The sequence below is a fragment of the Corynebacterium sp. 22-2729 genome (assembly GCF_053479475.1).
This window is the reverse complement of sequence record NZ_JBRBCA010000003.1, coordinates 46,431-63,890: the sequence shown is the minus strand read 5'-3', so window position 1 is coordinate 63,890 and position 17,460 is coordinate 46,431. Positions and strand designations below refer to the sequence as shown.

The 17,460-nt window shown below is 61.2% G+C and carries 15 protein-coding genes; 3 read left to right on the top strand and 12 right to left on the bottom strand.

Translation table 11 applies throughout. From position 1 onward, the window contains the following. Positions 1–59: 59 nt before the first annotated feature. A complete protein-coding gene (locus ACUY2T_RS02980) occupies positions 60–1,214 on the top strand; it encodes an ATP-binding protein (RefSeq protein ID WP_448307514.1) in 1,155 nt (384 codons plus the stop codon). 115 nt (positions 1,215–1,329) lie between these two features. Here ACUY2T_RS02980 and ACUY2T_RS02975 read toward each other — a convergent pair whose 3' ends face one another. From ACUY2T_RS02975 to ACUY2T_RS02955, 5 genes are all read right to left on the bottom strand, one after another. Continuing rightward, positions 1,330–2,283, bottom strand: coding sequence for an electron transfer flavoprotein subunit alpha/FixB family protein (locus ACUY2T_RS02975; protein WP_448307513.1), 954 nt, complete (start codon positions 2,281–2,283; stop codon positions 1,330–1,332). Between the two features lie 21 nt (positions 2,284–2,304). Then, a complete protein-coding gene (locus tag ACUY2T_RS02970; RefSeq protein WP_293789825.1) occupies positions 2,305–3,093 on the bottom strand; it encodes an electron transfer flavoprotein subunit beta/FixA family protein in 789 nt (262 codons plus the stop codon). A gap of 92 nt (positions 3,094–3,185) precedes the next feature. Next, a complete protein-coding gene (locus ACUY2T_RS02965; protein ID WP_448307512.1) occupies positions 3,186–4,358 on the bottom strand; it encodes a THUMP-like domain-containing protein in 1,173 nt (390 codons plus the stop codon). A 13-nt stretch (positions 4,359–4,371) separates the two neighbouring features. After that, positions 4,372–5,283 carry an NUDIX hydrolase gene (locus ACUY2T_RS02960; RefSeq protein WP_448307511.1) on the bottom strand — a complete coding sequence of 304 codons (912 nt, stop codon included), beginning with the start codon at positions 5,281–5,283 and terminating at the stop codon, positions 4,372–4,374. Positions 5,284–5,293: 10 nt separating this feature from the next. Next, complete coding sequence (locus tag ACUY2T_RS02955; protein ID WP_448307602.1) at positions 5,294–6,217, bottom strand: ABC transporter ATP-binding protein; 924 nt, start codon at positions 6,215–6,217, stop codon at positions 5,294–5,296. Positions 6,218–6,268: 51 nt separating this feature from the next. Between ACUY2T_RS02955 and ACUY2T_RS02950 the strand changes: the two genes are divergently transcribed. Both ACUY2T_RS02950 and glgB read left to right on the top strand, forming a co-directional pair. Continuing rightward, a complete protein-coding gene (locus ACUY2T_RS02950) occupies positions 6,269–8,293 on the top strand; it encodes an alpha-1,4-glucan--maltose-1-phosphate maltosyltransferase (RefSeq protein ID WP_448307510.1) in 2,025 nt (674 codons plus the stop codon). Between the two features lie 11 nt (positions 8,294–8,304). Then, the gene (gene glgB, locus ACUY2T_RS02945; protein ID WP_448307509.1) at positions 8,305–10,440 is read left to right on the top strand and encodes a 1,4-alpha-glucan branching protein GlgB; all 2,136 of its coding nucleotides are present in this window, start codon (positions 8,305–8,307) and stop codon (positions 10,438–10,440) included. 49 nt (positions 10,441–10,489) lie between these two features. Here the strand turns inward: glgB and ACUY2T_RS02940 are convergent, their stop codons facing one another. From ACUY2T_RS02940 to atpA, 7 genes are all read right to left on the bottom strand, one after another. Beyond that, complete coding sequence (locus ACUY2T_RS02940; RefSeq protein ID WP_448307508.1) at positions 10,490–11,509, bottom strand: tetratricopeptide repeat protein; 1,020 nt, start codon at positions 11,507–11,509, stop codon at positions 10,490–10,492. 44 nt (positions 11,510–11,553) lie between these two features. Further along, positions 11,554–12,279, bottom strand: a complete 726-nt coding sequence (gene nucS, locus ACUY2T_RS02935) for an endonuclease NucS (protein WP_448307507.1) — start codon at positions 12,277–12,279, stop codon at positions 11,554–11,556. 59 nt (positions 12,280–12,338) lie between these two features. Continuing rightward, complete coding sequence (locus ACUY2T_RS02930; protein WP_293789804.1) at positions 12,339–12,758, bottom strand: DUF2550 domain-containing protein; 420 nt, start codon at positions 12,756–12,758, stop codon at positions 12,339–12,341. A gap of 101 nt (positions 12,759–12,859) precedes the next feature. Next, a complete protein-coding gene (locus tag ACUY2T_RS02925; protein ID WP_293789802.1) occupies positions 12,860–13,234 on the bottom strand; it encodes a F0F1 ATP synthase subunit epsilon in 375 nt (124 codons plus the stop codon). Positions 13,235–13,246: 12 nt separating this feature from the next. Continuing rightward, positions 13,247–14,692 (bottom strand): F0F1 ATP synthase subunit beta, encoded by a 1,446-nt coding sequence (gene atpD, locus ACUY2T_RS02920; protein ID WP_293789799.1) that lies wholly within the window; start codon positions 14,690–14,692, stop codon positions 13,247–13,249. A gap of 2 nt (positions 14,693–14,694) precedes the next feature. Then, positions 14,695–15,675 (bottom strand): F0F1 ATP synthase subunit gamma, encoded by a 981-nt coding sequence (locus ACUY2T_RS02915; protein ID WP_434819959.1) that lies wholly within the window; start codon positions 15,673–15,675, stop codon positions 14,695–14,697. A gap of 66 nt (positions 15,676–15,741) precedes the next feature. Continuing rightward, a complete protein-coding gene (gene atpA / locus ACUY2T_RS02910; RefSeq protein WP_434819986.1) occupies positions 15,742–17,379 on the bottom strand; it encodes a F0F1 ATP synthase subunit alpha in 1,638 nt (545 codons plus the stop codon). Between the last annotated feature and the right edge of the window lie 81 nt (positions 17,380–17,460).

Below are 17,460 nucleotides of genomic sequence, written 5' to 3'. Positions count from 1 at the left end.
GACCGCCAAGATCTAACGGATCTAACACAATCCACCAGGGTGGCGCTATGCTATGAGGCATGTCCGAGCACCCACATCAGACGCCCACACCCAGCCAGCGCAACCCCTTCCGCCCCAGTTTCGGCACATCGCCATATTACTTGGCAGGCAGGGCGGAGCTGCTACAGGATTTCGAACTCAGCCTAGCCGAAGGGCCCGGCTCCCCGCATCGCACAATCCTGGCCAGCGGTCTGCGTGGCGTGGGCAAGACAGTGCTACTCAACGAGATCGAGGACAAAGCCCGCACACAAGGCTGGATCATCTTGCGCGCCTACCCCAACAGCGACATGATCTCCGAGTTGGTCGAGACAACCATCCCCACCGCTATCGCCAACATCGAGCAACCCCCAGAGCGCAAACTCTCCGGCGCCTCCCTCACCGGCGTAGGCAGCTTTCGCACGGAGGTTCACTCGCGAGCCGAGGAGCTCCGCAGTGTGCCCACACTCATCACCCGTCTACGCGAGCTCTCCGGCGCCATCACGGGCGCTGGCATCCTCATCACCCTCGACGAGTTGCAGTCCGCCGACCTCGACCAGCTCCACCGCCTAGCCACGGCAGTCCAGGACCTCATGCGTGACGAGCGCGATATCGCCTTCGTCTGCGCGGGACTCCCCCACGGCGTGGACACCCTGCTGCAGCACGAGGGCACCACGTTCTTGCGCCGCGCCTTCCGCGTGGATCTCCACGCTGTGCCGACCGAGGAGGTTTCCAAGACTCTCGCCATCACCGCTGCGGACTCTGGTCGCCCTTTTAGTGATGACGCCCTAGGCCGCGCCACTGACATTTGCCGCGGATACCCCTACCTCATTCAGGTGGTGGGCGCACTGTCGTGGGCTGCCGCGGGAATCGACGGGTCAAACACCATCGAGGCCGCACACGTGGAAACTGCCTCCCAGCGGGCGATCGACCGCATGACCAGCCACGTGCACCGCCCCGCGCTGAGCCGCCTGCCGGAGGGCGAAATGAACTTCCTCCGCGCGATGGCTGCGATTTGTGCCGACGAAAGGGGCGTCAAGACCGGCGACATCGCCTCCCGCCTCGGCGTGGAACCGCGGGGACTTTCCACTTGGCGCAGCCGGCTCATTACCCGCGATCTCATTGAACCGGCCGGCTTTGGGGTCGTACGCTTCACGCTGCCGTATATGGAGGACTATATCCGGCAGCAGGACATTTAGCCTGCACGACAAATAAAAAACCGGCGCCCTCCCCGCCAGCGTGAAAGCTTGGCGGAAGGGCGCCGGTTTGATGCAGCCGCCGAGGGGGGCGGCTTTCAACACCTAGGCCGAAGAACTACTTGCGGTTCTTCAGCTCCTCGGTAGCCTGCGGGGCAACGTTGAACAGGTCGCCCACAACACCGAAGTCTGCGATTTCGAAGATGGAAGCCTCTTCGTCCTTGTTCACAGCAACGATGGTCTTGGAGGTCTGCATACCAGCCTTGTGCTGGATAGCGCCGGAGATACCCAGTGCGATGTACAGGTTCGGGGAGACGGTAACACCGGTCTGGCCGACCTGGAACTTGCCCGGGTAGTAGTCGGCGTCCACAGCTGCACGGGAAGCACCAACAGCAGCGCCCATGACGTCGGCCAGTGGCTCGACAACGTCGGCGAAGCCCTCCGGGCCACCCACGCCACGACCACCGGAGACCACGATGTTGGCCTCGGTCAGGTCCGGGCGGTCACCCTGCTCTGCCGGAGCGAAGGAGGTGATGGTGACAGCGGTCGGGCCAGCGCCCGGCAGCTCTACCTGCTGGACGTTGCCAGCGGCAGCCTGCGGCTCCGGATCCAGGGAGCCCGGAGCCAGGGTGAAGACCGGGGATGCGCCAGCGGCGGAAGCGGTAACGGTGTAAGCGCCACCGAAGATGCTGATTTCAGCGGTCTTCTCCGCGGTGATGTTGTTGGTGTTGTACAGAACACCGGAAGCGACGCGAGCGCCGACGCGGCCAGCAACCTCGTTGCCGGTAGCGGTAGCGGAAACAAGAACCGGAACCTGCAGCTGGGCTGCCAGGCCGGACAGTGCGTCAACCTCAGGGGTGATCAGCAGGGACTCTGCCTGATCGGACTCAGCGGCGTAGATGTTCTCTGCGCCAGCCTCAGCCAGTGCGCCCTGCAGCTTCTCGGTGGTTCCGGGAGCGCCCACGACGACGGCGCCGACGGTGCCGAACACGCGTGCAGCGGTGATCAGCTCGACGGTGGAGTTCTTCAGCTGACCCTCACCGTGCTCAACCAGTACTAGTACGTTGGTCATGTCCTTAAATCCCTACTTCCCTTAAACCAGCTTTTCCTTGACCAGGAACTCGACCAGCTTCTTGCCGCCGTCGCCCTCGTCGTTGATGATCTCACCAGCCGACTTCGGCGGCTTCGGGGTGGAAGCAGAAACGGAGGTGGTGGCGTTTGCCAGACCAACGTTTGCAGCGTCCACGCCGATCTCTTCCAAAGACAGCTCTTCGATGGTCTTCTTCTTAGCAGCCATGATGCCCTTGAAGGCAGCGAAGCGCGGGGTGTTGGACTTCTCAGTCACAGAGACGATGGCCGGGGTCGGAGCCTCCAGACCGAAAACGCCCTCTTCGGTAACGCGCTTACCGGTGACCTTGCCACCCTCTACGTTTAGCTCCTCCATGTGAGTCAGAGCCGGGATCTGGCGGTACTCAGCCAGCAGACCCGGAACGGAGCCAGCGCCGCCATCGGTGGAGGCGTTACCGGTGATGATCAGCTCGATGTCCTCGATCTGGTTCAGAGCGTTGGACAGGGTCCATGCCGTGCCCAGTGCATCGGAGCCGGCCAGGTTGTCGTCGACAACCAGCTTGGCCTCGTCGCAGCCCAGGGACAGAGCCTTACGCAGCGCCTCGGTTGCGCGCTCCGGGCCGACAGACAGGACGATGACGTTGCGGGAGCTGTCAGCTTCCTTCAGCTGCAGCGCAGCCTCAACAGCGTTTTCGTTGATTTCGTCCAGGACAGCGTCTGCGCTGTCGCGGTCGAGGGTGAAGTCATCGTCGGTGAGCTTGCGCTCGGAGTAGGTGTCCGGCACCTGCTTAACCAGAACAACGATGTTCGACATTCGTTGACCTTCCTGCTTGGGTATTGTGATTTGGCACCATAGTACCTACCACTAGGTGATCACCGCCACAACTTTCCTATATTGTTTTAGAACTACCCCCGCGCCCCCTGACACGGGCGACACACATAGGCCATAGCCTTCGCGGCGGCACCCTCCCCCAGTCGCGTCACGATGACGGAATACATTTCATTACTCCCCTTTTTCAGCTTCCATTTTTTGCGCAGCTCATCCGGATCCACGTCCACACCCCGCACAAGAATCTCCACATTCTTTGCCCCCAGCCCCACCAATGCAGTGCGGGCCTTCTTCAGCGGAACTTCCTCTAGAACCTCAAAACCGCGCTCCCCGGCAGGCACCTGATCCCCGCTGAGATAAGCGATATGCGGGTCAAGCTGCCATAGGCCGTGCCGCGCAGCATAATGCCGTACCAACCCGGCGCGCACTATGGCTCCATCGGGATCCACAATGTAGCGCCCCACCCCACTCACACAATCCGTTTCAGGCTCGTCACAGCTAATTGTCTCTTTAACTGTTGACGCCCGCATCACCACCGCGCGGCGTCCCCGCCCGACTATGCCGGGAGTATAAAGGCACGTTTCCTTTACTCCTCCATCGACTGACACGACCTCCACATGGCCGTCGAACTCAGAGTAGTCAATTCCGGGCGCGCATTTGACCACTAAATTTTCGTACCGCTCCGTGAGCTCCGGCAGCGGTGGCTGTAGGTCTTCCAACTTCGTCACCCGTCCCGAAGAATTGCGTCGGGCCGGGTCGGCTACGACTACACCGGAGGTCACGGCTCTCGTACAAGCTGGGCGTAGTGCATCCATTCGCACCACGGGAACCTCTGGCACATTGAAGCGAGCCATGCGGAGGCGTTGGTGGTCCAGATCTCCACCCAGTACCTGCAACCCGGCTTGGGCAAGCGCTTGCAACTCGGTGCCGATACTGCAAGTGACATCCACGGCATTGCCCACCCCGGCGTTCTTCAAGACCTCTGCGCGCCACGCGGCCACTACGGGCGGGGTGGCCTGCTGAGTGGATTCACTATCCATCAACCAGCTTTGCGGCAGCTTGTCGGCACGGCGAGCCTGCACGAGTTCGACGAGGGCGCGGGCGTGCTCACCATATGTCTTGCGCAGGTGGGAAAGGTCCTGCACGAGGGATTTCTTGGTCAGCTGATACGTGGTGGCGTCATTAATAAAGAGCGAGCCAGCGGCAGAGTCGGCAAGTAAAAAGTCCAGTTCAGATGCAGTAAAGGCCATAGTTGTGCGGGGCCTACTGCTCGTAGGAGTCCGGGCGGCTAGCGAAGGGGTTAGCGGGAAGCTCGGCAGGATCCACGGCGAACTTCATACCCGGCGCGAATTGGCGGGCGGGCGCGCCGTACATCTGCTGCTCCATCAGGTAGTACTCGGCCATGTAGGGCTCATCGACAGGCTCAGCCAGTACGGGGTCGACAGAAAGATTCGAGGAGAAGTCCAATACTTCCTCGACAGTCCGGAAGGTATCCAGCAATTTCAGCTGCGCCCATGTCGGGGGCATCAGGGAAATTTTGCGGGAGCGCCAGCCGTCCAACAGCGTGGAGGGGCGGAACCATCCCGTAGAAGTGGCCTCAGGAGTGTCATCGCGAGTCTGCTGTCCCTCCGGCATGGCAGCGACAAAGAAGGCCGTGTCATAGCGAATGGGCTGCTCAACCGGGGTAACCCAGTTCGCCCAGGGGCGTAAAAGGTCGGAGCGGAGAACAAGGTTATTGTTGCTCATGAAGTCCGAGAAACTCAGCTGGTGGTTCTCCAGCAACTTGCGCTCCGCCTGAAATGGGGTGGTGTCAACCACAGGGGAACCATCGCGGTGCGTCGCCAGCAGAGTGCCGGACTCTTCGAAGGTTTCGCGCACCGCGGCACAGACGAGGGCGCGTGCCATGGATTCCGGCTTCTGCAGGCGCTTAGCCCACCACTTGACCTCCGCACCTTGCCAGTTAATCGCTGGCGATTCGTGACCATCGCCGTCTACGTCACCTGGCATGTCACGGGAATCCACGCCCCCGCCTGGGAAAACCGTCATCTCGGCGCAGAATTTCATGGTCGAGGCACGTTCCTGGACGTACACCTCGATCCCTGACAACGTATCGCGCAACAGAATCACCGTTGACGCGTGGCGTGGCTGCACTGGGCCCAAACGGTTTTCCAACATGAATCAGAGTCTACCGATCTTCCCGGGAGCGGTGGCTGCCGCGGCGTTGGCGGCTGCGGCGGGCAAACCAGCGACCTTGTTCGTACTTGACCTCAATTGGTTGATGGAAGGTGCGGGTCAGGTTCTCGCTGGTCATCACGTCCTCCAGGATGCCCTGGGCGACGACTTCCCCCTCGTCCAACAGCAGCGCGTGAGTAAATCCCGGCGGGATTTCCTCCACATGGTGAGTAATCATCACAATTGCCGGGGAGTCCGCGTCCGCCGCTAGTTCGGATAAAAGCGCCACCAAATCCTCCCGACCGCCTAAATCCAGGCCGGCACCCGGTTCGTCCAGCAGCAGCAGTTCCGGATCGTTCATCAATGCCCGGGCAATGAGCACGCGCTTGCGCTCGCCTTCACTCAGCGTGGACCAGGTTTGCTCGGCCAGGTGATAGGCGCCGATGCTTTCCAAAATCTCGATAGCGCGGTCATAGTCCAACTCGTCATAAGCCTCGCGCCAGCGGCCGAGTACGTCGTAGCCGGCGGAGATGACGATATCCGCGACCTTCTCCTCACCCGGCACGCGTTGTGCCAACGCCGAGGAGCTCATACCGATGGCAGTGCGCAGCTCGCGCAGGTCGACTTTACCCACCTGCTCACCCACCAGTTTTACGGTGCCGGTGGTCGGAAACATCTGTGCCGAAGCCAGACGCATCAAAGTGGTCTTGCCGGCCCCGTTAGGGCCGACGATAATCCAGCGTTCGTCCAGCTCCACCTGCCAATCCATGGGTGCCAGAATGGCTCGGCCATCGCGCACAACGGATACGCCGCGCATGTTAACAATCAGGTCGTCCTCGTCGACCTGGGCGGTAGCTGGGGCAGAAATCAGGTTCGTCACGTTGTCGCTCACTCCCCCATGGTGCCTCATGATCCGCGCGAAGTGTGCCAACAACATAGGCTTACGGTGTAACGCCACAACAAACGCCATGTGTAAGGAGTTTCCACCATGACCGGCCGCCTCGGCATCGACTGCATCTCCCCCGTCATTTCCCACGGAGCCACCCCCGCCAAGGCCATTGTCGGCCAGGTGTTCCCGGTCAGCGCCAGCGTCTGGCGTGAGGGACATGACGCCATCTCCGCCACGCTCGTCGTTCGCCGCCCTGCCGGCGCCGAGGGCGGGCGTGCGAAGATCACAATGACTCCCGACCCCGAGGACGTCGACCGTCGCCACGCCGTGTTCGTTCCGGATGTGCCGGGTATGTGGACCTTTCGTGTTGACGCCTGGTCGGATCCAGCCGCGACCTGGTTCAACGCGATCACCAAGAAGGTAGCTGCAGGCCAGGATGCCCATGCCTTGGCCAACGATTTCGAGATCGGCGCGCGGCTGTTCGAGCGGGCATCGGAAAAGGCGTCCCGCAAGCACCGCGAGCTGGTTTCCTCCGTACCTGGCCAGCTGCGCGATGAATCACTGAGCATTGACGAGCGCTTGGCCACTGCGCTCTCTCCGGAGATCAAAGAGGCACTGGACAAGCGCCCACTACGCGACCTGCTGACGCGCGGTCCGGAGTTCCACGTACTGGTGGAGGAAAAGACCGCTGGTGTGGGTTCCTGGTATGAGATGTTCCCGCGTTCCACCGGCGGCTGGGATGCCGAGGGCAACCCGGTACACGGGACCTTCGCCACCGCCGCAGCGGATCTTCCTCGCATCGCGGACATGGGATTCGACGTGGTCTATCTGCCACCGATCCACCCGATCGGGGAAATCAACCGAAAGGGCAAGAACAACACGCTGACCCCTACCCCGGAGGACGTTGGCTCTCCGTGGGCGATCGGTTCTAAGGACGGCGGCCACGAGGCTGTTCACCCACGCCTGGGCACTGTCGAGGACTTTGAGGCTTTCGTCGCCGCGGCCAGCGACCTTGGCCTGAAGGTCGCGCTGGATCTGGCTTTGCAATGTGCCCCCGACCATCCATGGGCGCAGCAGCATCCTGAGTGGTTCACCGTATTGCCAGATGGCACCATCGCCTATGCCGAGAACCCGCCGAAGAAGTACCAGGACATCTACCCGCTGAACTTCGACAACGATCCGGAGGGCCTGTACCACGAGGTGCTGCGGGTCGTACGCCTGTGGATTGGCCGCGGCGTGCGGATCTTCCGCGTGGATAACCCCCACACCAAACCCGCGAACTTCTGGGAGTGGCTGATCTCGGAGATCCACGCCACCGACCCGGATGTAGTCTTCCTCTCCGAGGCATTCACCCGCCCGCCGCGCCTCTATGGCCTGGCGAAGGCTGGATTCACTCAGTCCTACAGCTACTTCACGTGGAAAACCACAAAGGCAGAACTGGAGGAGTTCGCGGGAGATATCGCGAACTACGCCGATGTTTTCCGCCCGAATCTCTTCGTCAATACCCCGGACATTCTGCACGAGTCCCTGCAGACCGGTGGCAAAGCCATGTTCGCCATTCGCGCTGCGCTGGCTGCCACGATGTCTCCGCTGTGGGGTGTGTACTCCGGCTTCGAGATCTACGAATCCACCCCGGTGCACGCCGGTTCGGAGGAGTACCTAGATTCCGAGAAGTACGAGCTACGCCCGCGCGACTACACGGCGGACAATTGCTCTGAATGGATCCGGGATCTGAACAAGTGGCGTCGAGAAAACCCGGCGCTACAGCAGCAACGCACCCTGCGCCTCCACGAGACAACCAGCGACGACCTTCTGGCTTATTCGAAGGTCGACGGGGTAACCGGCAATACGGTGCTGGTCGTGGTGAACCTGAACCCGAGTCAGATCGTCGAGGGTTCGGTGAACCTCGATACCGAGGCGCTCGGCCTGGGCGCCCCGCACGATGCACACTTCGAGGTGACTGACCTGCCGACGAACCAGACCTACACATGGGGCGCCAACAACTATGTGCGCTTGGATCCAGATTTCCAGGTTGCGCACATCTTCACACTGCCCACCCTTGGTGAGGGTGAGCGCGAGCGGGTCTGCATGCGAGGTCAGGAAGAATACGATCCCCGCAGGTAGAATTGGCGGGTATGAACCACGATTACCACCGGCTCGCAGAACGCAGGCACCACGCCCCTCACGACGTCCTAGGGGCGCACGATAACGGCGACGGCACCACCACAATCCGCACGGTCCAGTGCGGGGCGGAGTCCGTCGCCGTCCGTATCAACGGTGGTGATCTCCTTCCGATGACACCAACCGACGAATACCCGGCGCTATTCACCGCAACCGTGGACTATTTCGTTGACACCTACATCTTCGAGGTCACGTGGATGGGTGGGGGCACCACCACCCTGGAAGACCCCTACAGCCATCTGCCAACCGTTGGCGACTTGGATCGCTACCTCATCGGCGAAGGCCGCCATGAGGAACTGTGGAAGGTTCTCGGCGCGCACATAGTCGACGGTGGCGTGGCCTTCTCCGTATGGGCTCCGCATGCGGCAGGCGTGTCCGTGATCGGCGATTTCAACGGCTGGAATGCTAACCAGCACCCCTTGCGTGCACTGGGCAGCAGTGGCATCTGGGAGCTGTGGATCCCCGGTATCGGGGCCGGCACCCGCTACAAGTTCTCCATCACCACCGGCGACGGCGTGCGTTTGGATAAGGCCGATCCCATGGCACGCCTAGCGGAACCTGCCCCTGCGACCGCCTCGATTGTTGTCGTGGATAGCGAGTTCCAGTGGAGCGACGACGAATGGTTGGCTCACCGCGCCGCCGTAGGCGTTGACGAGACGATGAGTATCTACGAGATGCACCTCGGTAGCTGGCGCAAGGGGTTGTGCTACCAGCAGCTGGCCGTGGAGCTCGTGGAGTATGTCAAGAAGATGGGCTACACCCACGTGGAGCTCATGGGCGTCTCCGAGCACCCGTTCGAGCCCTCGTGGGGTTACCAGGTCACCAGCTACTATGCGCCGAATAACCGCTATGGAACTCCGGACGATCTGCGCCTGCTGATCGATTCCCTTCACCGCGCGGGCATCGGCGTCATCATGGACTGGGTTCCCGGGCACTTCCCCAAGGACGGTTGGGCTCTGGGGCGCTTCGACGGTGAGGCCTGCTACGAGCACCCGGATCCCCGCCGTGGAGAGCAGCCGGACTGGGGAACGTACGTTTTCGACTTTGGACGCAACGAAGTCCGCAACTTCCTCGTAGCCAATGCACTGTATTGGTGCAAGGAATTCCACATCGACGGTCTGCGCGTGGATGCTGTGGCTTCCATGCTCTACCTGGACTACTCCCGCGATGACTGGCTACCCAACGAGCACGGCGGGCGGGAGAACCTGGATGCCGTCCGGTTCCTGCAGGAAATGAATGCCACCGTGCACCGCGAATGCCCGGGCTCGCTGACCATTGCAGAAGAGTCGACCTCCTGGCCGGGCGTGACCGCCCCCACCAGCGAGGGCGGGCTGGGCTTTAGCCTGAAATGGAACATGGGTTGGATGCACGACAGCCTCGAATACATCCAGCGAGATCCGGCCTACCGCAGCTACCACCACAACGAGATCACGTTCTCCATGGTTTATGCGTACTCCGAGAAGTACGTGTTGCCGATCAGCCACGATGAGGTTGTGCACGGCAAGGGCACGCTGTGGTCGCGAATGCCTGCAGGTTCTGCGTGGGACAGGGCCGCAATGGTGCGGAGTTACCTGGCCTTTATGTGGGCTCACCCCGGCAAGAAGCTATTGTTCCAGGGTCAGGAATGGGGCCAGACCGAGGAGTGGAACGAATCCCGCGGTCTCGATTGGCAGAACCTAGAGGGATGGGAGGGCGAGTTCCACCGTGGCATTAGCGCCCTGACCAGCCAGCTCAACGAGCTTTATCACTCCGAGCCTGCACTCGGCCAGGATCACTCCCCCGAGGGCTTCCAATGGATCGCCAACGATGACTCGTCGAACAATGTTCTCTCTTTTATTCGACGCCACCACGGGCGTGAGCTGGCGTGTGTGATTAACTTCTCGGGCATCACGCAGGAGGACTACCGCATCGGCCTGCCGCAGGCCGGAACATGGCGCGAGGTGCTCAATACCGACGACGTGCAGTACGAGGGTGCTGGGCGTGTCAGTGGTGATCTGCACACCGAGCCAACCGGTTCGCACGGCATGGATGCCTCTGCCGTACTGCAGATCCCGGCGCACAGCGCGCGCTGGTTCGTCCTGGAGGGATAGATCCCGCCGGGGTCGTATGGCTCCAGCGGGGTCAAAGAGGCGAAAGCGCTTAGAACAGTGCCGAGGCCATGCGAGTGCGGCCTGCAATAACCTCGGGGTCTGCCGGGTCGAATAAGCTGAACAGCTCAAGCAGGCGGGTCTTCGCCTGCTTTTTGTTTTCCTCGCTTCCCTCGGCAGAAGGTCGCAGCTGTTCGATCAGCAGATCGAAAGCCCGGGGCTTATCGCCGGCCAGCAATAAGCGGTCAGATTCCGCAAACTCGTCTCCCCCGTCGGCAAGGCGTTGCATAAGCAGCGCATTCGCGCGTGCCGCCCGAGCTTCTGCCACAGTCTCCTCATCGGCCTGTCCTGGCGCCGCAAGAATCGCGTCATACTCCGCCACAGCACCCGCGTAGTCTTCCTGTTCCAGCTTCTCGGCGGCAGCCTGAAGTCGCGGGTCGCCGGCGTTAGGATCGGTGTCTCCTGCGCCGCCAACACCATCTGCGCCCTCTGCACCGGCAGCGCCATGAGCTGGATCCTCCTCCGCGGCCAGCCCGCGGAGTTTGCCGTCCACTGCCTGTACAACAGCATCGACCCAGCCCTTGAGCTGAGCTGCCGGCTGACCGCCTTCAAAGTTGGTCAAAGGGCGACCTGCTGCCAAAGCGATCACAGTGGGGATCGCCTGCACGCCAAAGGCCTGCGCGACTTCCGGGGTGGCATCCACATCCACGTAGCGGAAAAGCCACTTTGTTGGTGCCTGCTGAGATTCCACCATCTGGGTGAAATCCTGGCGCATCTGCTCCGAGGCCTCCGAGCGAGCGGAGCCCAGCAGCGCGATCACCGGCACCTGAGTCGAACGCACGACCAGGTCAAGCTCGAAATTTTCTGGAGTAATCGTAGATACGAAGGTGGCAGCACCACCGGCTGCACCGGCTGCAGCTCCCTGGGTGCCCGGTGCTCCCTGCCCAGCCTGAGCGCGTTGAGCCTGTGCCGCTTGGGCTTGCGCGCGTTGCTCCGCCTGCTGCTTCACCGCACCGAGATCCACCGCACCCGCAACGAACCGAGACGGAGGAGTATTGGAAGGATTCGTCACCTTAGAAAGATCCTTTCTTCGGCTTCTGCTAGCTTCTTAATGTTTTAGAAGAGCCTGAACTCCGAGGAATCGGTTCCTCGCATTGCTTCGTAGTCCAGCGTAACGCACCGGAATCCCCGATCCTCTGCCAGAGTGCGCGCCTGTGGTTTGATCTCCTGCGCTGCTAACACGCCTGACACCGGCGCAAGCAGCTCATCGCGGTTCAGTAGCTCCACATAGCGCGTCAGCTGCTCCACGCCGTCGATGCCGCCGCGGCGTTTAATCTCCACCGCGACTGTCGCCCCGGTGGAGTCCTTGGACAGAATGTCTACCGGGCCGATGGCAGTTGGATATTCGCGGCGCACTAGTGTGTACCCCTCCCCCAGAATCTCGATCTGCTCGGCCAACAATTCCTGCAGGTGGGCTTCCACACCGTCCTTTACCAGGCCAGGATCCTCCCCCAGATCATGCTCGGTATCTGAATAGATTTCGAAGATCTGGATTCGCAGCTGCTCTCCCTTTGGATTCGCTACGATCCACAACTGTTCGACCCCCTCATTGTCTAGTTCCGAATATTCGGTGGGGGCGTCACCACCCTCGAAAGAAGAAGCATCGACGGCCTCCAAGGTGCAGGGCGGCATCATCCAGTTGAGGGGCTTGTAAGCTCGATCGTCCGCGTGGATGGAAACCGAACCATCGGCTTTGACCAGGATCAAGCGATCAGCGGGTGGCAGATGGGCCTCAAGACGGCCGACATAATCGACACAGCAGCGGGCAATGACTAAGCGCATGGTTGTTCAGCCTACGCTACGGTCGCGCGGGCCAACCAGTAAGGCGCGGAAGTGCTCTACTAATGGCGGGGTATACGGCGCTCCGACGGAGCCGACTCCAGCCATGCTACGAGCGCGGTATCACCCGAACTGTCCAAGGCAATTTCCCAATGCCTGCCCCGGTGAGAGACCTCTACAATATGAACGTGATCCTCCAGGAAAGCCGACTCGCGCTGCGTTATCTCGCGGCGAGAAACGATATGAGTGCCCAGGCGCGTTAGCACAACATCGGAGGCAGGGCGGAGGCTGCGCAGTTTATAGAATTGGGCGGAAAGGCCAGAATACTTCAAAATCCCGTGGCGCCAGTGCCTGCCATCGGAGTTAGGCAGGCGCCGCAAAACCACGGGATAGCCCTGGGAACGTAAAGCGAAAAATCGCCACACGATAGCAACGATGACGAGCGCCACCAACGCCAGGATTAAGTACCACAACCACGCCATATATTTAACTTACAGCCCTGAAGGAAGTTTCGAAAAGCAAAGCGGGCTCCACCCTAAGAAATAGAGTGGAGCCCGCTTAAAAAGGGACGTATGGGCTAAAACTAGTTAGCGGTCATACGCTTCGCAGCGCGCAGCTCGGACTCGGCAACGGCCTTCTCGTGCTCAGTCTCAGCGGACTGTGCGCGAGCCTCGGCGTCCGCAACGTTGACCTCGTTGGCCCACGTCGCAGAATCCGCCAGAATGGTGATCTTCTCGGAAGATACGGACAGGAAACCGCCCTGCACCGCAGCGACCAGCTTCTCACCGGTGTTAGTCCGAATGGTGACGACGCCGTTCTCGACCAGCTGGCCGAGCAGAGGCTCGTGACCAGGGAGCACGCCGATCTCGCCCTCAGTGGTCTGCGCGGTAACGGACGTTGCGGTACCAACCCACAGCGGACGTTCCACGGAAACCAGTTGTGCGGCAATCTCAGCCATGTGCTTAACCCCTTACTTTTCGGTCATCTTCTTGTAAGCAGCCTCGACATCGTCGAGACCACCCAGACCGTTGAAGGCCTGCTCCGGGTAAGCGTCGAACTCGCCATCGCAGATGCGCTCGAAGGCATCGATCGTGTCCTTCAGTGGCACGTAGGAGCCCGGCAGGCCGGTGAACTTCTCCGCAACGAAGAAGTTCTGGCCCAGGAAGCGCTCCAGGCGACGTGCGCGCTGAACGGTGATCTTGTCCTCTTCCGAGAGCTCGTCCATACCCAGGATGGCGATGATGTCCTGCAGTTCCTTGTTCTTCTGCAGGATGTGGATCACGCGCTGAGCAACCTCGTAGTGACGCTCGCCGACGATACCCGGCTCGAGGATACGAGAGGTAGAGGTCAGCGGGTTCACAGCAGGGTAAATACCCTTCGAGGCGATGGAACGATCCAGCTCGGTGGTCGCATCCAGGTGGGCGAAGGTCGTAGCCGGTGCCGGGTCGGTGTAGTCATCGGCCGGCACGTACACGGCCTGCAGGGAGGTAATGGAACGACCCTTGGTCGAGGTAATACGCTCCTGCAGCACACCCATCTCGTCAGCCAGGGTGGGCTGGTAGCCCACGGCGGAAGGCATACGACCCAGCAGGGTCGATACCTCAGAGCCGGCCTGGGTGAAACGGAAGATGTTGTCGATGAACAGCAGCACGTCCTGGTTCTGTACATCGCGGAAGTACTCCGCCATGGTCAGACCGGACAGAGCCACGCGCATACGGACTCCCGGCGGCTCGTCCATCTGGCCGAACACAAGCGCGGTATCCTGCAGCACGCCCATCTCTTCCATTTCCAGGAAGAGGTCGGTGCCCTCACGGGTACGCTCACCAACACCTGCGAACACGGAGGTACCGGAGAACTCGCGAGCAATACGGGTAATCATCTCCTGGATGAGCACCGTCTTACCCACACCTGCACCACCGAATAGGCCGATCTTGCCGCCCTTGACGTACGGGGTCAGCAGGTCGATGACCTTAATACCGGTCTCCAGGATCTCGGTCTTGCCCTCGAGCTGGTCGAATGCCGGCGGCTCGCGGTGGATGCCCCACTGCTCGCCGTCGCGGCCCAGACCTGGCTCGTCCAGGCAGTCGCCCAGCGCGTTGAAGACGTGGCCCTTGACGACGTCACCGACGGGCACGGAAATCGGCTTACCGGTGTCGGTAACCGCGGCGCCACGGATCAGACCGTCGGTCGGAGCCATGGACACGGCGCGAACGAGGTTGTCCCCGAGGTGCTGTGCGACCTCCAGGGTGATGGTCTTTGCCACTGCCTCGAGGTCAACCTCGACGGTCAGGGCGTTGAACAGTGCTGGCTGCTGGCCACGCGGAAACTCCACGTCGACGACCGGGCCGATAACTCGCACGACGCGGCCCGCAACAGCCGATTCAGCGGGCTGCTGAATCTTGTTTGCTGTAGTCATACTTAATCACTTTCTCCGCTATCGGCGAGCGCGGATGCGCCACCGACGATCTCTGTAATTTCCTGGGTAATCTGGGCCTGACGAGCCTGGTTAGCCACTCGCGAGAGCTGCTTGACCAGGTCGGTCGCGTTGTCGGTTGCGGCGCTCATCGCGGTACGACGCGCTGCGGATTCCGACGCCGCAGACTCCAGCATTGCTGCGAAGATGCCTCGGGAGACATACTGCGGCAGCAAAGCCTTCAACAGGGTGTCTGGGTCGGGTTCAAAGTCGTAGTCGGCAGCGACATGGTCGGCCTTGTCGGAGACCAAGTCCTCGCCGAGTTCCAGCTTTTCTTCCTCAACCACAGTCTCGATCGGCAACAGTCGGTGTGCCTCTGGGGTCTGGCTCAGCATGGAAACGAAACGGGTGTACACAATGTGCACCTCGTCGAATCCCTGAATGCCCTGTCCTTCTTCCACATTGAGGCCCTCACGCCACTTAGCGGTTCCCTCGGAACCGGCGACGAAGCCATCAATCAGGTGGCGACGAACATCGTGGGTGGCTGCGTAGTCGGGATCCTGGGAGTAACCCGACCAGGCGCCTGCGATGTCCTCACCGCGGAAGTTGTAGTAGGAGATGCCCTTGTTACCAGAGACGTACAGAACAACGTCCTTGCCTTCGTTCTCCAGGCGCTTGCGCAACTCTGCAGTCTTCTTGAAGACGTTGTTGTTGTAGCCACCGCACATGCCACGGTCACTTGAAACCACGAGGATCGCGGCACGGGAAGCCCCGACAGGCTCCTGCAGGATCTTGTGATCCAGGGAGCTTGCGGATGCCAGACGCTGAACGACGCGGGTGATTTCCTCCGCGTAAGGCTCTGCCTCTTCAACGCGCGCCTGAGCCTTGGTGATCCTCGAGGTGGCGATGAGCTCCTGGGCCTTCGTGATCTTCTTCGTTGAGTTCACGGACTTGATGCGTGTCCTCAGCTCGCGAAGACTAGCCATAACTATCGCCTCCCTTCTGTTTCATTAATGTTCTTGGTGGTCACTGTGCTCACTTACCTTCCGCGGTTACTTTGCTTTGCGGGAGACAGTGATCTGAGACTTCGAGACCTCATCGTCGCCGAGCGGGCGAGCCTCAGGCTCGTTGATGACGGGGGTGCCATCGGTGGTCTGGAAGCCCTGCTTGAAGTCACGGACGGCACCGGCCAGTTCGGCCTTCGACTCGTCGTTGAACGGGGTGCCACCCTTGATCTGCTCGAACACGCCACCGTGGGAAGCGTGCAGGTTCTCCAGCAGCTCGGACTCGAAGCGGCGGACGTCCTCAACCGGAACGTCGTCGAACTCGCCCTCGCCAGCCAGGTAGATGGAAACCATCTGATCCTCGACGGACTGCGGCTGGGTCTCCTTCTGCTTCAGCAGCTCAACCAGGCGCTTACCGCGCTCCAGCTGTGCCTTGGAAGCAGGGTCCAGGTCGGATGCGAAGGCTGCGAAGGCCTCCAGGTCGCGGTAAGCGGCCAGATCCAGACGCAGGGAACCGGACACCTTCTTCATGCCCTTGGTTTGTGCGGCACCACCCACACGGGAGACGGACACACCAACGTTAATAGCCGGTCGGACACCCTGGTTGAACAGATCGGACTCCAGGAAGACCTGACCGTCGGTAATGGAAATGACGTTGGTCGGAATGAAGGCAGATACGTCGTTTGCCTTCGTCTCAATGATCGGCAGTGCCGTCAGCGAACCGCCGCCCAGCTCGTCGTTGAGCTTCGCTGCACGCTCCAGCAGACGGGAGTGCAGGTAGAAAACGTCACCGGGGTATGCCTCGCGGCCCGGCGGGCGACGCAGCAGCAGGGAGATCGCACGGTAGGCCTCAGCCTGCTTGGTCAGATCATCGTAGATAACCAGGACGTGCTTGCCCTGGTACATCCAGTGCTGGCCCAGAGCTGCACCGGTGAACGGTGCCAGCCACTTAAAGCCGGCGGAGTCGGATGCCGGTGCTGCCACGATGGTGGTGTACTCCAGCGCGCCGTGGTCTTCCAGGGTCTTACGGATCGAAGCGATCGTAGAGCCCTTCTGACCGATGGCAACGTAGATGCAGCGAACCTGCTTCTTCGGGTCGCCGGATGCCCAGTTGTCGCGCTGGTTCAGGATGGTATCGATGCAGACCGAGGTCTTACCGGTCTTGCGGTCACCAATGATCAGCTGGCGCTGACCACGGCCAATCGGGGTCATTGCGTCGATAGCCTTGATGCCGGTCTGCATCGGCTCCTCGACGGGCTGACGCATCAGAACGGAGGGCGCCTGGAGTTCGAGGGCGCGTTCTTCCTCGGACTCAATGTCGCCCAGGCCGTCGATGGCCTGACCCAGTGGGTTGATAACGCGGCCGAGGAACTTCTCCCCGACCGGGATGGACAGGACCTCGCCGGTCCTCTTGACCTCGTCGCCCTCCTTGAGGGACTCGAAGTTACCCAGGATTACGACGCCGACGGTGTCGGTGTCGAGGTTCTGTGCAACGCCAATAACGCCGCCTGGGAACTCGAGTAGCTCGTTAGCCATCACAGAAGGCATGCCGCTTACCTGGGCAATACCGTCTGCAGCCGCCGTGACCACGCCGACCTCCTCACGGGAGGCCTCCGGGGAGTAGCTCGAGGTGTAGTTCGCAATCGCGCTACGGATCTCATCGGAGGAGATCGTCAGCTCCGCCATGTTCTTCCTGCTCTCGGTTTCGTCTTCCAGCATTAATTCTCTTGCTTGGGTCGGTGTCGGTTACTTCTAAGGAGCGATTCT